Source organism: Bacillus sp. FSL K6-0994 (genome assembly GCF_038630815.1).
Lineage (GTDB): Bacteria > Bacillota > Bacilli > Bacillales > Bacillaceae > Bacillus > Bacillus safensis.
The window spans coordinates 3,495,634-3,510,487 of record NZ_CP152043.1; the positions used below are offsets into that span (position 1 = coordinate 3,495,634).

The following is a 14,854-nucleotide window of genomic DNA, read 5'->3' on the forward strand; positions in this document are numbered from 1 at the left end:
TTATGAAACCGCTTTCATAAACACCCATACTTTTTCCTTTAGGAAGCGGAAAAAGTTAATATCACACAGTTAGTTCTTGTACGAAGGAACCTTTTTATACATGATATCAAGCATGTCTTCAAATGTATCACAGGCGATCAGATGCTGAATGAATTTCACATTATGCACAAGCTCTCCCAGCAGGCGGTACATGCCTTTTAAATCTTTGGCATTCTCTTTTTCGACACAAAGCAGGCAGACAAATTGAACTTTTTTCTCTCCCCAAATGATTGGTTTTTCTAATGTACATATCGCCCAAAACGTCTCATCTGTCAGCGGCGTCATCGGGTGCGGAATCGCTGTATAATGTCCGAAAGAGGTTGGAGCAGCCTCTTCTCTTTCCATGACAGATGGTGTGAGTTCAGCTGGCGCTAAGCCCAAATCGATGACTTTTTGCGTTAAAAAGGTGATGACCTCTTCCTTTGTGTGAAAAGCTCGTTTTGTAAAAACCAATTCCTTTTTCATATATTGAGAGGCCAATGTCACCCTTGTTTCACTCGTCAGAGCTTCTTCAATTTTTAAAAAATCACCGCCTCCCAATATGGTGTTCACTTGAATGACTGGAACCGGTAAATCCATATGAATTGGGATCGTTGTAATAATCAAATCCAGGGCATGCAAAGAGACATGCGGCAGCGAATATAGCTCTGCTGTTCCTAAAATGGTCAGCTTTGATCCAAATTGTGACCGCAAACGATCCTGCAGCAGCCTTGCACTCCCTGCACCAGACGCACAGACAATAAGACACCGCTTCGGCGGGATCTCCATTTTCCTCCGCTCTAAAGCCGCACCAAAGTGAAGCGCCATATATCCGATTTCGTTCTCATGAATACTCAGCTCTTCCTCTTCTTCAAGGACCCTGCTGGCGATAATCCCCGCTTCAAAAGCAAGGGGATACCCCGCTTTTATTTCATCAAGCATCGGATTTCTTAAGTTCATTCCATATTTACATCGGTTGATGGCAGGCTTTAAGTGCAGACTGAGTCCAATCATTAGTTCCGTATCACCGGCTAAATCAAGCTGCAGTTTTTGATCAATGGCCTTCAGCATGAGCTGTACAAGCCGGCTCGTTTCATCATCTACAATTTGTTTTTGACCGTTCGAGGAAAAGGACTGTACCATTTTGGCTGTTCCTAGCAAATGAATGGTGATATAGACAATTTCCTCTTGTGGAAATGAGACATCCAGCAACCCTTCAAGACGCTCCACCATTTTTTTAGCGACCTTATATTCCTTTGCCCGCGGAATTTCGCTGATTTCCTCTGGAAGAACAGATACATAGTTTCCGTGTCTAATTCGTTTGCAGGCAATGGCGACATGAACGATTAAATTATTCATGCAAATGTCTGATAGATTCATACCTTCCTCATTGATATAATTGATCATTGTTTTCTGAATCAATTCGAGTTCATGCTTTGGCAAAATAGTAACAGCTGTGTTCAGCATCGTTTGATAAGAACGACGTTCATTGAATAAATATTCTGACATACAATAACGGATTTTCATCTCTGATCCCTTGATTCGGCAGCCTTTGCTAGGCTTCGCTTCCAGCTTCAGATCAAAGGGCTCCAGCTTACGTTTGACCGATTTCACATCGTTGCTCATCGTTGATTTACTAATAAACAGCTGCTCCTGTAAATCCTCCAGCTTCACATAGGATTCTGCCAAAAGAAGCCTTTTTAAAATAAACCGAACACGCTCCTCTGGCAGCACAGCAAGCGGCTCTTCCTGCTCGACCTCCTCCTTCATAAAACGGCGAAAGGCATTCTCATCGTTGATCAGCAGCTCATAACCAGCTCCTCTAACAGCTGTTACAGCCGCTAGGTAAGGGGCAAGGCGGTCGTTCAGTTCCTTTATGTCTGTACGAATGGTGCGGCTTGTCACTTGTAAACTGGCAGAAAGTGCAGCGCTGGTGAGCGGGGTCTCAGCTGCCATGAGCTGACTTAAGATGTGCGCCAGTCTTTTACTCAGCATCAGATCGGCCTCCTTATGTAGGGATGGAGAATCTGCCTTGTCTGGACAGGTTGTATCCGCTTGCAGTTCTCTTCATTACTCATATTCTACTGAAAAGAAATAAAAATTGCCAACTCATTTATATGACAAATGCCCCTATTTATACAACTAACCATATCTAATGTCCTATGAATCTTTTTGAAAGATACTTGCGAAAACCACGAAAAAAAGGCGTACACCTTCGTGTATCCGCCTTCTTTATGAAGAGATCAGCTCGGTAAAGACAACCAATCTTTTTTCATGCGTACCTGCTGCATGATCAAAGGTCCCTGTACAAGTGATTAAATTGAGATTCCGTGTAAAGGCGTATCCAAAAAACGCATTGGGCTTCTCTTCACGCGGATAGCTTCTTACTTTTATGACTTCAAAGCTTCGCTTTTTTCCTGATGAGGACGTGACGACCACCTTGTCTCCCTTTTTTAGCTCCTTTAATCGATAAAAAACCGATGGCCCCCATTTATTATCTACATGGCCATTCATGACGGCATTCCCTTTATCTCCCGGCTTTGGACCATCTTCAAACCAAGCGGTGTTGTCTGTATCCTGAGGAACACCCATACTGCCATCATTTGATAAAGATGTTTTCTCCACTTTTGCTTTGACATCAATAGCGGGAATGGCGATTTCAGCTGGTACAATGCCAGACGGCTCGTCTTTTAATGTATCGTGTGAGTGGTTCTGTTTCTCAGCTTGATGTGTAGTCATTTCCTTAGAAGCGGATATGTTTTTTGAGGATGACGATTCATCCATTGACGGTGATGAACAGCCTGTGATGATGAGAAGCGAAAGAATACTGAGCAGCCAATTCTTCATCTAAGCCGGCCTCCTTTTGAAGAAAGGAACGGCACGATTGTGCACGTTCCCATCTGTCTTTATGAGTTAGAATTTGATGCCTTACGGCGAATGAGGAAAAATGCACTGCCTGCTAGAATTAAACTTGCGATCATACCCGCAAATGCTTCATAGGACATGCCTAAAGGACCGGCTGTGCCTCCCATACCTGTTTTCGGCATTTCATTAGGCATATTGGATTTGAACAGCTCAGGATGCTGATCAACAATCGCTGCTGCGACATCCTGACCAACCATGAACATATGACCATAAGCCTCTCTCACTGTCGGATAAAGCTGATCATATTCGCCATTATGGTAAGACGTATATGTTTTGATCAGCTCATCAATATGTGTTTTCAAACCAGCCTCTAAATCAGCTGCCTTTAAACGTCCATCTGTCGCTTGATCTAGGAATTTCGCTTGCTTCATTCGATACGCATCTAAATCTTTGACAGCCTTTTCTTTTGCTTGTTGATTCCCTGATGCATCCGCTTTGACATAATCAACTAAATAGCCGATATGGCTTGACCAAATGTCTTTGAATTGTTTGCCTGCATCCTTACCATAAACAGATGCAATCGCAGCAGATAAATCATTTGTGTTTTCATTTAAAGCCGCTGCTGCCTGTTTAAAGTCCTTACTGCCATCATTTCCTTTTTGCATGGCAACTACCGCGAGTGCCAAATGCTCTGAGAACAAGTAGTTTAAATCTTCACGAAGATCCGCTGCTGGTGTATCCACTGACTTTTGATCAAATTTCCCAGGAAATTGATCTGTGATGGCCCATGACACGCCTTTTCCTACCTCAAACATATGATGAATGGATTTTCTAACCGTTTCATAGGTCGTATCAAAATCCTTTTCAGTATAGCTGTCAAACGCTTTAAGCAGTTCATTCACATGCATCTTCAAGCCTTCTTCAAGCTCACTTGCTTTCAGTCTGCCGTCTGTTGCTTGATCGAGCATATCGGCTTGTTTCATTCGATATTGATCAAGCTGCTTCATCGCTTTCTTTTTACCTGCATTATCTTTTTTCGCTGCGGCTTGTACATAGTCAACAAAGTAGCCGATATGACTTGACCAAATGTCCTTGAATTGTTTGCCTGCTTTTTTTCCATATACAGAGGCAATTGCATCTGATAAGTCATTCGTGTTGTCATTTAAAGCCGCCGCTGCTTGATCGAAGTCTTTACTGCCGTCAATTCCTTTTTGCATTGTGATCACTGCTAAATAGGCATGCTCTGAAAACAGCTGATCTAGTGCTGCTCGAAGATCTGCGGCTTTATTTGACACCTCTTGTGACGAAGACGTCTTCTTCGCCTCCCCATGCATATGTCCTTCGTGTGCACTTGCGATATGAGCCGCTGGGAATAATAACGCTGCGCTCAGTGGAATGGTTAACATTGCTTTCTTCATGTTCATCTTTTATTTCCTCCTCTTTCCGTTTGTTATGTACTTAACGGAAAGAGGGAGAAAATAGATCATTCGATTCTATTATTTTTTTCTTGCAACACAGGCTCTGTATGTTTGCATAAAAAAAAAGCCGGATTATCCGGCTGATACGTTACGACGTTTAGATGCTTTTCGCTCTTTATATATTTTTCTCACCACTGGATAAATCACAGGTGCCCATTTGACAATTTGTTTCAGCCATTTTTTCATTTCTCCCGCGCCTCCTTATTGTCATTCTTAAAGGACGATTCCCCATCTTGTCATGAAATAAACAGGTGCGGGAGAGCAGGAGTTAAATCACGCCTTGTGCGATCATGGCATCTGCCACCTTACGAAATCCTGCAATATTTGCTCCAACCATGATGTTTCCTGAGTGTCCATATTCGTCTGCTGTCTCTGTACACTGACGATAAATAGACTGCATCATTTGTTTCAGCTGAGCATCTACTTCTTCAAATGTCCAAGATATTCTTGCACTGTTTTGTGCCATTTCCAATGCTGATACACCTACACCGCCAGCATTCGCCGCTTTTGCCGGCGCAAACAAAATACGATTCTCTTCAAATACTTTGATCGCCTTAAGAGTGGATGGCATATTGGCTCCTTCTCCTACAGCGATGACACCATTTGCCACAAGCTGCTGTGCATGCGCCTCCGATATTTCATTTTGTGTTGCACATGGCAGCGCAATATCACAAGGAACGGACCAAATTTGTTCGCAATCTTCAATTAATTCAGCATGCGGGTGAATGTCTATGTATGCCCCAATCCGCTGATTCTCGACTTCCTTGAGCTGTTTGATCGTCTCAAGTGAAATCCCTTGAGGATCATAAATCGCTCCGCTTGAATCACTGCAAGCCACAACCTTACCGCCTAATTCGATTACCTTTTCCATTGCATAGATAGACACATTTCCTGAGCCCGACACAACAACAGAACGTCCTTCAAATTGGAGCCCATGTGCTTTCAGCATTTCCTCCATGAAGTACACCAGTCCGTAGCCTGTCGCCTCTTTTCTCGCTAAGCTGCCTCCGAATCCAGGGCTTTTCCCCGTGAGTACCCCCGCTTCATAAGCACCGCGCATTTTCTTGTACTGTCCGAACATATAGCCAATTTCGCGTGCTCCTACACCAATATCACCTGCTGGCACATCTTGATCAGGTCCAATATATCGGCCGAGTTCACTCATAAAGCTTTGAACGAAACGCATGATTTCTCCATCAGACTTCCCTTTAGGATCAAAATCCGATCCGCCTTTCCCTCCGCCAATCGGCATACCAGTCAGTGCGTTTTTAAAGATTTGTTCAAACCCTAAAAACTTGATAATGCTTGCATTGACGGTTGGATGGAAACGAATGCCTCCTTTATAAGGACCGATGGCACTATTGAATTGAACCCTAAACCCTCGATTGACTTGTACTTTGCCCTTATCGTCTACCCATGGCACTCGAAATACCACAAGCCGCTCAGGCTCAATGAGCCGTTCTAAAATGCCTTGTTTTTCATACTCTGGATGCTTCGCAAAAACTGGGACGAGTGATTCCAGAATTTCTTTTACGGCTTGCTGGAACTCCTCCTCGCCGGGATTTCGTTTTTCCACCTCTTCTAACACACGGTGGATGTAGCTTTGTGCTGTTTGTGCTGCTCGATCTAAGGTCAACATGTCGCATCTGCCTCCTTGTAGATATCTCCACACATTTAATTGTTAGATTTTCTAACGCATATTGAGATTAATTTAACACCAATTGTAAAATCTGATCAATATTGATAACAGATGAAAATGATGCCGAATTGAGATAGATCAAGCAGCCGCAGCGATTGTTTTTAAAAATAAGCGCTCAAGGAATGACTAATGTGCTAGAAACGAACGAGCGGATATTTCTCGTCCCGTTTTCTTTGACAAATACATGAATCATGATGAATTTCTAGCTGGTTTTCCATTGAAAAAAGGGTCAAAAGTTTGATCGGATGCACTCAATCTTTTCGGGGCGGCTTCCCGCCTCTTTTTCGATCAGGTAACACGACACAAAGCCAATATAAAATAGAAGACGATGGAAAGTTAATGAGACCGACAATGCCCCAAAACCACTTGTAACGCCCTCTTTTCTTTGCATCTATAAATAAAAGAAAGCCCTGTGCAAACAATAACGGCAAGACGCACAATAAGATGATCATTTCCGACTGACTCATACGGAGGACCCTCCTTTGATATGTTGATATTCCTTGTAGCCAACAACAAAGCAGATGGGGACGCTCACTATTTGGAGAAGAATGAAGATGATAGGCAAATGGGTAATGGCAGCTGCAAAGAGTGCTAGAATGGTCAAACTGATCAAAACGTATGCCAGCACTTCTTGTTTAAAACGCCTTTTCTCTTTTTCCTTCGCCTGTTTCAGCATCATCATGACAGCCTGCTCACTTGGCTTTTCCACTTCAATTTGTTCGTCTAGCTGCTGCAGCTCTTCTTTTAAACGTTCGGTCAAACGATCTTCCTTCATAAATCCCACTCCTTTCGAATTTTCTTTAATCCATGATGAACCCTCGATTTCACAGTGCCTTCTCTCATTCCAAGCATTGAAGCCATTTCTGGGTAGGTAAATCCATAATAATAGTGCAGAATAATCGGTGCTCTCTCCTCAGCCTTTAATTCATTTAAAGCATCCCACATGTCATGCCATGTGTTCCCCTTTTGCTGAACGTCCCATTTAAAGCGGCGTATGGCTTCCTGATTTGCTTTTCCTTCTCTCATTTGTTCACGTTTTCTTTTCTTCTGGTGATCTAAAAATTGCCTAGATGCAATCGAAATAAGCCAGGTTGAAAATAAGGCATCTCCTCTAAATGAAGAAAGTTTCATATACGCTTTCAGCATCGTTTCTTGCATGATTTCCTCTGCCAGCTCTTGTTGAAGGGTCAGCTTCAACATATATCGGTAAAGAAAGGAATAATGATGCCGATAAAGGGCTGTAAACGCGGCATCATCTCCCTGTTTTGCCCGCTGAATCAATAATGTCTCTTCTGTCTGCTCCAAGCACGCCCCTCCTTCCTTTTCTTCTCTTACTCATAAGACGACACGGATGACAATATCGTTTAAATTAGACCTTATTTTTTAGCATTCCTTCTATGATTCTTGTTTTATATCCAATTTTTTCTTATGTAATGATTATGGCATTCCTTCTTCTCTAACAAAATGATGCGTTTATAATCATCTTGATTTTCTACCAAACGGAGAGCCTCCTCTCCATAATCAAGATGTCATCCTCATACCTATCGACAATGGTCCTTATCTCATGAAGATGAAAATGAAATAATCATTGGCTTAGCTTCCTAGAAAATCATGGAATACGCTGCGCCTATCCTTAGCCGATGATACCTTTTTGCATGCTATGCTCATCCTACATTCCGAAAGAAGCAATGCTTGTGAAGGAAGGAGGAGTGGTTGAATCACAGCTTATTTTGGAAACGTTTTCATTAAAATAAAATAGAATGGAGATGTTGAGTTTGAAAAGAAAAATTCCAATGTTAGCCGGTGTATTAGCTGTTGGTCTCGTCACTTCATTATTTGCACCAAACGGGGAGGCAAAGGCAGCAGCCAAATATCCAGAAAGCCCTTCTATTATGGCCAACTTTAATCAACAAGGCTTCTCCACATTAAATGGCGGCACAACAGGCGGTGAAGGCGGTAAAACCGTCACAGTCAAAACTGGAAATGAACTATTGGCTGCCCTCAAAAATAAAGGAACAAACGAAAAATTAAAAATTGTTGTAGACGGGACCATTACCCCTTCTAATACATCAGCCAATAAAATCGATGTGAAAGATACAAATAATGTCTCGATCGTCGGTAAAGGGACGAACGGCGAATTGAATGGAATTGGCATTAAAGTATGGCGTGCCAATAACATCATCATCCGCAACTTGAAAATCCACCACAGCAAAATCGGTGACAAGGATGCCATCGGGATCGAAGGCGGTTCTAAAAACATATGGGTCGATCATAATGAATTGTACAACACATTGAATTCCGGGAAGGATGATTACGATGGTTTATTTGATGTAAAAAATGACTCTGACTACATTACCTTCTCGTGGAACTATGTACATGACAGCTGGAAAACAATGCTCATGGGCAGCTCCGATAACGATAACTACAATCGAAAAATTACGTTCCACAACAACCGCTTTGAAAACCTAAACTCTCGTGTACCGTCTATGCGCTTCGGGGAAGGACATGTCTATAACAACTATTATAAAAACATCCTCACAACAGCGATTAACTCACGTATGGGCGCGAAAATGAGAATTGAACACAACGTATTTGAAAACACCACAAATGCCATTGGAAGCTGGGACAGCCGTCAAGTTGGTACATGGCATGTCATCAACAACTCGTATATTAACAGCACAGGCAGTCTGCCAACGTCTTCAACAGGTACGTATAACCCTCCTTATAACTACTCTTTGCTTAACGTGAACAATGTGAAATCAGAAGTGATATCAAATGCAGGTGTTGGTAAAGTAAACCCTTAAACCACAAAACGTTCGGGCAGAGATTTCCTGTCCGAACGTTTTTGTCATTTCATCCATTTATATTGTAGAAAACGGGCGATCCATTTCATACAGCTTTTGATAACGCTTGTTTTCTTTTAGTAACTCCTGATGCTGACCCTGCATCTCAATGCGTCCGTCTTCAATAAACATGATGCGGTCACACGCCTCACAGCCAGTCAGATGATGGGTGATCCAAATAACTGTTTTCCCTTTTAACACACGGAAGATGGTTTCAAGCAATTCACGCTCTTTCCGTGGATCAAGCCCGACGGTGGGTTCATCTAATACAACAACCGGCGTGTCCTGAAGCAAAATTCGAGCTAACGCCATACGCTGTCTTTCTCCACCTGAAAATCGAACCCCTGTCTCCTGAACACCTGTGTGATAACCTTCTGGCAAAGACTCGATGTCATCATGCAGCTGCACTTGTCTAGCTGCTTCTTTTACCTGCTCTTCTGTTGCCTCTGGAGATCCTAAACGAATATTGTTTAAAACAGACGTATCGAATAAATATGGCTGTTGATTCAGCACAGATACATAGGCAGACACCTTCTCTTGAATGCTTTGAACCGGTTTTCCTTGAATGCTGACAGTCCCTTGATTTGGAACAACTGCCCCTTCTAACAATTTCAAAATGGTCGATTTTCCTGCACCGCTTTTTCCTAAAAGCGCGAGTGATTCCCCTTGCTTCAGAGAAAAGGACAGGTCTTGAAGGACATATTGATGCGTGTCATACCGAAAGGACACTTGATCAAAACAGACAGCTTCATCGTGAGAAAGGGCTGATTGATCCACTGCCTTGCTCTCAGCTTCTCCTTCATATGACTGCTTTTCATAATGATGTAATCTGCTGACAGCATGCTGATAGACGGGAATATCACCTGCCGCATCTGACAGCGGAAGAAAGGCTTCTGTTAATGGAAACAGCACAAGTACAAAGGCTGCAATCAGTGTGTGTGACATGGATCCTGACTGAACGACCGAGCCGCTCCAATACACAACAAGCACGACAGCCCCTCCAATCAAGAGCTGTGCCAAAAATTGACGCACGCGGATAAATCGGTGTTTCGCTGCTTCAAGCGCTAACAGCTGCGCTTCTTTTTGTTCATATCCATCCACAAAATCTTTCTGCCTGCCGCTGAACAGCCAGTCACTAACGCCCATGACTGCATCTGTTAAATGGCTGTACAGTTCATTTCTGCCTTTTTTCATTTGAATTTGTCTTGCCCGGTTCACAAGCACTGTGACGTATGGGAAAACGAATACGAGAAGTGCCATATAAAGCAGCATCAGTCCAGCAAAAGGCCATGAGAAAAGGCCAAGTGCTCCAATGGATGCGGCATATAAAAGCAGTGCACCGATGGATGGAAAGATGGTTTTTAAATAGGCATCCTGCAATCTCTCCACATCATCTGACAAGAGACCAAGCATTTCACCTGTCCCAAGCTTAGTCTGTTTGGCACTTCGTTCAGCCATGTCATAGAGGCGTACACGCATTTTTTCAATCATTGTCAAAATGAGCTGATGGCTTGCCAGCCTTTCTGCGTAGCGGGCAGCAGAGCGCGAAATACCAAAGGTACGTACAGCCACAATTGGGACGTAGACCATGAGTATATTCTCAGGTCTTGTCGCAGCCTTTGAAATGAGAAATCCCGACGTGTACATCAGCATAGAAGCAGAGAATACCGCAATGGCTCCTAAAAATAAAACCAAGGCAAACAGCTTTTGATTCTCCTTGATATAAGGTATAAACCAGCCTTTACTGACCATGTGTGACCGCCCCCATTTGCTCCTGTACCAATTGATAATACACGCCTTTTCTTTGCATTAATGATTCATGTGTCCCCATTTCTGCGACGGTTCCTTGATCCATGACAATGATTTCATCCATGTCCGGCATCCAATGGAGTCTGTGTGTCGCTAAGAACACAAGTTTATGTTCAAACAGTGGAAGCATTGTTTTCTTCAGTTCATACTCTGTTTCAATATCGAGATGCGCCGTTGGTTCATCTAACAGCATAATGGACCGCTGGCCCAGAACAGTTCGAGCAAGCGCAATTCTTTGCGCCTGTCCTCCGCTTAGCTCTCTTCCCTGTTCTCCAATGACTTCGTCCAATCCGTTTGGCAGCTGCGTAACCAGCTGAGATAAGCCAGCTTCATGCACCGCTCTTTCCACTTCTTCCTCTGTTGCATTTGGTTCATAAAAACGAATGTTTTCTCTTAATGTCATGTGAAATAAATAGGGGTGCTGCGGCATATAGACAACTTCCTTTTGCCATTCGTTCATCTGTAAATGACCAAGCGGCTGGCCGTTTAGCGTGATTTGACCCGAAGACGGCTCAACAAAACCGCCGAGGACATCGGTTAGTGTCGATTTCCCTGAACCACTGGCACCAATGATGCCGATTTTTTTCTTCCCTTTGACAGTGAGATCCACATCCTGAATGGAATAAGGGGCATGTTCATCATGCTGAACACAAACATCCTGCAGGGTGAGCACGGATTGTTCATCCCACTTATTCAGCTGCACAGATTGTGTCTCCTGGGCGCGGAAGCCTTTTTCTTCTAGAATGACCTGCATGGCTTCATTCGCTTCTTTTCCATTTAACGTCGCATGATAATCATTTCCCACTTCACGTACCGGCAGAAAATACTCCGGCGCCAGCATAAGCGCCGTCAAAGCCGGAAATAACAGAAGCTCTCCTTCAATTAAACGTAAGCCAAGAAAAACAGCGACGGTTGCAATTGATAGCATGGAAAAGAAATCGAGGGCAAACGATGACAGAAAGGCGACCTTCAGTGTACTCATGGTCGCTTTTCGATATCGCTTTGACACCTCCGCAATATGACGGGAGTGTTTTTTGCTGATACCTAAGTAACGCAGCGTCTCAAGGCCCCGGAGAGAGTCAGTAAAATGATTGGATAATTTCTCATACGATCTCCATTGTTTGGCCGCTTTACGCTGAGCAACAAGGCCTAGCAAAATCATAAAAATAATTAAAATTGGCAGCGTCACAATTAAAATGACGGCTGATGTTTCATCTAATGTCCACACATAGATAAGGACCATCGCCGGAATCACTGCCATGTTCACCATTTTCGGCAAAAACAGCTGTAAATACTGACGGTATTGAGCAATTCCTTCCATTGCTAATGTGACAAGCTTTCCTGTCCCTTTTTTCTTTGCGAAGGCAGGCCCTAATCGAAAGAGTTGGTCTAACAGCTGCTTTCTGACGTCTGCTCCAATTCGGGAAGAGTAGGTAAACATGACCTTCTCCCGAATCAAGGTGAGACCGTGCCGCACAACAAAGGCAGCAAGAAACAGCATGACATAAGGCGTTGCCTGCGAGAGGCTTTTCCCGTCAAACAGCGTTGTAATGGCATGTGCCAGCCACTGTGCTTGGAAAATAATACTTGCTCCTTGGATGAGTGACACAATACCTAAGAGGGCAAGAAGCCCTCTCATTCCTTTTAATTGAAGCAAACGTTTATCCATTAGTAGGTCATTGGCTCCTTACCGCTTACACGTTTACGGAAGACGTAATAGCTCCAAATTTGATACCCAAGCACAAAGGGCAGCAAAGAAACAGCAACAATCGTCATGACCGTCAGTGAATAAGATCCAGATGCAGCGTTTTGAATTGTGAGATCAAATGAATGACTGATTGAACTAATCATGACGCGCGGGAACAATGCAGTGAACAGCATGGACACCGTCACCATGATGCCTGCGCCTGTGAATAAGAAAGTCCAGCCATCACGTTCTTTTCTCATCAAAACAAGGGCAGCTACATAACAAACCACAATCAGCACAGTTAACGGAATGGTGATGATCGGGCGTACAGAATAAATATCTGTTTCAATGATGGACACACCGACAAATATAACAAGAACAGGGAGTGCAATGAGCAGGACACGCTGGCCCAGTTTTCTTGCACGATCTCTTAAGTCACCCTCTGTACGAAGTGTGACAAAAATCAAGCCATGCAGCAGGCAAAGAACCGTCACAGCTAACCCGCCGATCACTGAGTAAAGATTCACAAAGTCCGTAAATCCAGCGTACATGTTCATGTCTTGATCAATTGGCATCCCGCGTAAAATACTCGTGAATAACACACCGAGCAAAAACGGCGGAAGCAGACTGCCAAAGAAGATCACCCAGTCCCACGCCTTAATCCAAGAGGCTTTCTCAACCTTCCCTCGGAATTCAAAGGCGACTCCGCGCCCAATGAGCGCTAAGAGGAGAACCGCAAACGGAATATAGTATCCGCTGAACATCGTGGCATACCAGTGAGGAAATGCAGCGAAAATAGCGCCGCCAGCTGTAATCAGCCAGACCTCATTCGCATCCCAGAAAGGACCAATCGTATTGATTAAAATTCGGCGCTCGTGCGCGTCCTTTCCAAGCAGCTGCATGGACATCCCGACACCAAAATCAAATCCTTCTAAGAAGAAAAATCCAACAAACAATACTGCGACAAGAATAAACCAAATCTCGTTAAGATATGCCATGATATGCGCCTCCATCAAATGGATCTGTAGACAGGTCCGTTTCATCCTTTTGATCTGTATCCTCTTCAGAATGTGCACCTTTTTTAATTTCTCGAATGAATAAGTAGGCAAGCAAAATGGCAAGAATCAGATACATCACCGTAAAGCTAATGACTGAGAATAACAGCATGCCATACGATACGTTCGGTGAAATCGATTGAGCTGTCGTCATCATACCAAAGACGGTCCACGGCTGACGCCCAATTTCAGTCATGATCCAGCCGGCTGAGTTCGCAATAAACGGAAACGCGATCATCCCTACCATGAAGCGTAAAAACCATTTGTTCGTTTCTAGTTTCTTTCTAAAGCTCAAATATAAGCCAATCATACTAGCAAAAATCATCAGCATTCCAGCACCGACCATGATTCTAAAGCTCCAGAATGTTGTTTTCACTGGCGGAATGTAGTCTCCAGGGCCAAACTTGGCTTCATATTCTTTTTGAAGTGTCAGCATGCCTGGAACATCTCCACTGAACTTCTGATACGCCAAATAACTTAAAGCAAACGGAATATTGATCTCCGCAGAGTTTTCTTTTTTATCTGTGTCAATGTTGGCAAATAGTGTCCAAGCTGCTGGATCTCCACTATCCTTCCAAAGGGCTTCACTTGCTGCCATCTTCATTGGCTGTGATTTCATTAAGTGTTTCGCTTGATCATGTCCAGAGAACGCCACACCTAAACCAGAAATTAAAGCGAGGACCATCGCAATCTGGAATGACTTTTTGAAAAAGGCGATTTCTTGTTTTTTGATCATTTTATAGGCACTAACTCCTGCAATAAAGAAAGCTCCTGTTGCCAGTGCACCAAATAGAACGTGCGGAAACTCAACCCAAAGCTGCGGGTTCGTCACAAGAGCGCCAAAATCATTCATTTCTGCACGGCCATTTTTAATGGCAAATCCAACTGGCTCCTGCATAAATGAGTTAGCGAGTAAAATCCAAAATGCCGAAAAGATCGTACCAAGGGAAACAAGCCAAATGCACAATAAATGAATCTTCTTCGGCAGACGATCCCAGCCGAATATCCAAAGTCCAATAAATGTAGATTCAAGGAAAAAGGCCAAAAGTGCTTCAATGGCAAGCGGTGCACCAAAGACATCACCGACAAACCTTGAATAATCTGACCAGTTCATCCCAAACTGGAATTCCTGCAGAATCCCTGTTACCACACCTACTGCAAAGTTAAGTAAGAACAGGTGACCCCAAAACTTCGCCATCTTTTTATAGATGTCTTTTTTCTTGACGACATAAAGGGTCTGCATCAATGCGACGATAAACACCAAACCTATTGACATAGGAACAAAAATAAAATGAAATAATGTCGTTGAAGCAAATTGAAATCTTGCTAAAAACAGCTCACTCACAGCCTTACATCCTCCCTTACTTTCACATGCCGAACGATTCATGCTCACCACTTCA

At 43.4% G+C, this 14,854-nt stretch carries 13 protein-coding genes; 1 reads left to right on the forward strand and 12 read right to left on the reverse strand.

What is annotated here, in order from left to right:
• Positions 1-69: 69 nt before the first annotated feature.
• The 8 genes from MHB69_RS18250 to sigY form a co-directional block, all read right to left on the reverse strand.
• The gene (locus tag MHB69_RS18250) at positions 70-2,013 is read right to left on the reverse strand and encodes a BglG family transcription antiterminator (protein ID WP_144496448.1); all 1,944 of its coding nucleotides are present in this window, start codon (positions 2,011-2,013) and stop codon (positions 70-72) included.
• A gap of 237 nt (positions 2,014-2,250) precedes the next feature.
• A complete protein-coding gene (locus MHB69_RS18255; protein WP_061110250.1) occupies positions 2,251-2,865 on the reverse strand; it encodes a class F sortase in 615 nt (204 codons plus the stop codon).
• A gap of 59 nt (positions 2,866-2,924) precedes the next feature.
• A complete protein-coding gene (locus MHB69_RS18260; protein ID WP_061110251.1) occupies positions 2,925-4,307 on the reverse strand; it encodes a hypothetical protein in 1,383 nt (460 codons plus the stop codon).
• Between the two features lie 126 nt (positions 4,308-4,433).
• Positions 4,434-4,547: a hypothetical protein gene (locus MHB69_RS18265; RefSeq protein ID WP_223250414.1), complete on the reverse strand. Its 114-nt coding sequence runs from the start codon at positions 4,545-4,547 to the stop codon at positions 4,434-4,436.
• Between the two features lie 82 nt (positions 4,548-4,629).
• The gene (gdhA, locus tag MHB69_RS18270) at positions 4,630-6,000 is read right to left on the reverse strand and encodes an NADP-specific glutamate dehydrogenase (protein WP_144496449.1); all 1,371 of its coding nucleotides are present in this window, start codon (positions 5,998-6,000) and stop codon (positions 4,630-4,632) included.
• A gap of 311 nt (positions 6,001-6,311) precedes the next feature.
• The gene (locus tag MHB69_RS18275; RefSeq protein WP_046312798.1) at positions 6,312-6,527 is read right to left on the reverse strand and encodes a hypothetical protein; all 216 of its coding nucleotides are present in this window, start codon (positions 6,525-6,527) and stop codon (positions 6,312-6,314) included.
• Entirely contained in the window at positions 6,524-6,835 is a 312-nt protein-coding gene (locus MHB69_RS18280; protein ID WP_034281336.1) for a YxlC family protein, read from the reverse strand. The genes MHB69_RS18275 and MHB69_RS18280 overlap by 4 nt, the downstream gene beginning before the upstream one ends.
• Positions 6,832-7,365: an RNA polymerase sigma factor SigY gene (gene sigY / locus MHB69_RS18285; RefSeq protein ID WP_041118218.1), complete on the reverse strand. Its 534-nt coding sequence runs from the start codon at positions 7,363-7,365 to the stop codon at positions 6,832-6,834. Before sigY ends, MHB69_RS18280 begins: the two co-directional genes overlap by 4 nt.
• Positions 7,366-7,826: 461 nt before the next feature.
• Here sigY and MHB69_RS18290 point away from each other — a divergent pair, with 461 nt between their 5' ends.
• A complete protein-coding gene (locus MHB69_RS18290; protein ID WP_034281462.1) occupies positions 7,827-8,864 on the forward strand; it encodes a pectate lyase in 1,038 nt (345 codons plus the stop codon).
• A 57-nt stretch (positions 8,865-8,921) separates the two neighbouring features.
• Here MHB69_RS18290 and cydC read toward each other — a convergent pair whose 3' ends face one another.
• Genes cydC through MHB69_RS18310 form a run of 4 tightly spaced genes read right to left on the reverse strand, consistent with a single transcriptional unit; the run spans position 8,922 to position 14,799 of the window.
• Positions 8,922-10,655 (reverse strand): thiol reductant ABC exporter subunit CydC, encoded by a 1,734-nt coding sequence (gene cydC / locus MHB69_RS18295; protein WP_061110253.1) that lies wholly within the window; start codon positions 10,653-10,655, stop codon positions 8,922-8,924.
• The gene (cydD, locus tag MHB69_RS18300; protein WP_065214943.1) at positions 10,645-12,381 is read right to left on the reverse strand and encodes a thiol reductant ABC exporter subunit CydD; all 1,737 of its coding nucleotides are present in this window, start codon (positions 12,379-12,381) and stop codon (positions 10,645-10,647) included. Before cydD ends, cydC begins: the two co-directional genes overlap by 11 nt.
• A complete protein-coding gene (gene cydB, locus MHB69_RS18305) occupies positions 12,381-13,397 on the reverse strand; it encodes a cytochrome d ubiquinol oxidase subunit II (protein WP_065214944.1) in 1,017 nt (338 codons plus the stop codon). The genes cydD and cydB overlap by 1 nt, the downstream gene beginning before the upstream one ends.
• Entirely contained in the window at positions 13,384-14,799 is a 1,416-nt protein-coding gene (locus tag MHB69_RS18310; RefSeq protein WP_034281341.1) for a cytochrome ubiquinol oxidase subunit I, read from the reverse strand. The genes cydB and MHB69_RS18310 overlap by 14 nt, the downstream gene beginning before the upstream one ends.
• Positions 14,800-14,854 lie beyond the last annotated feature (55 nt).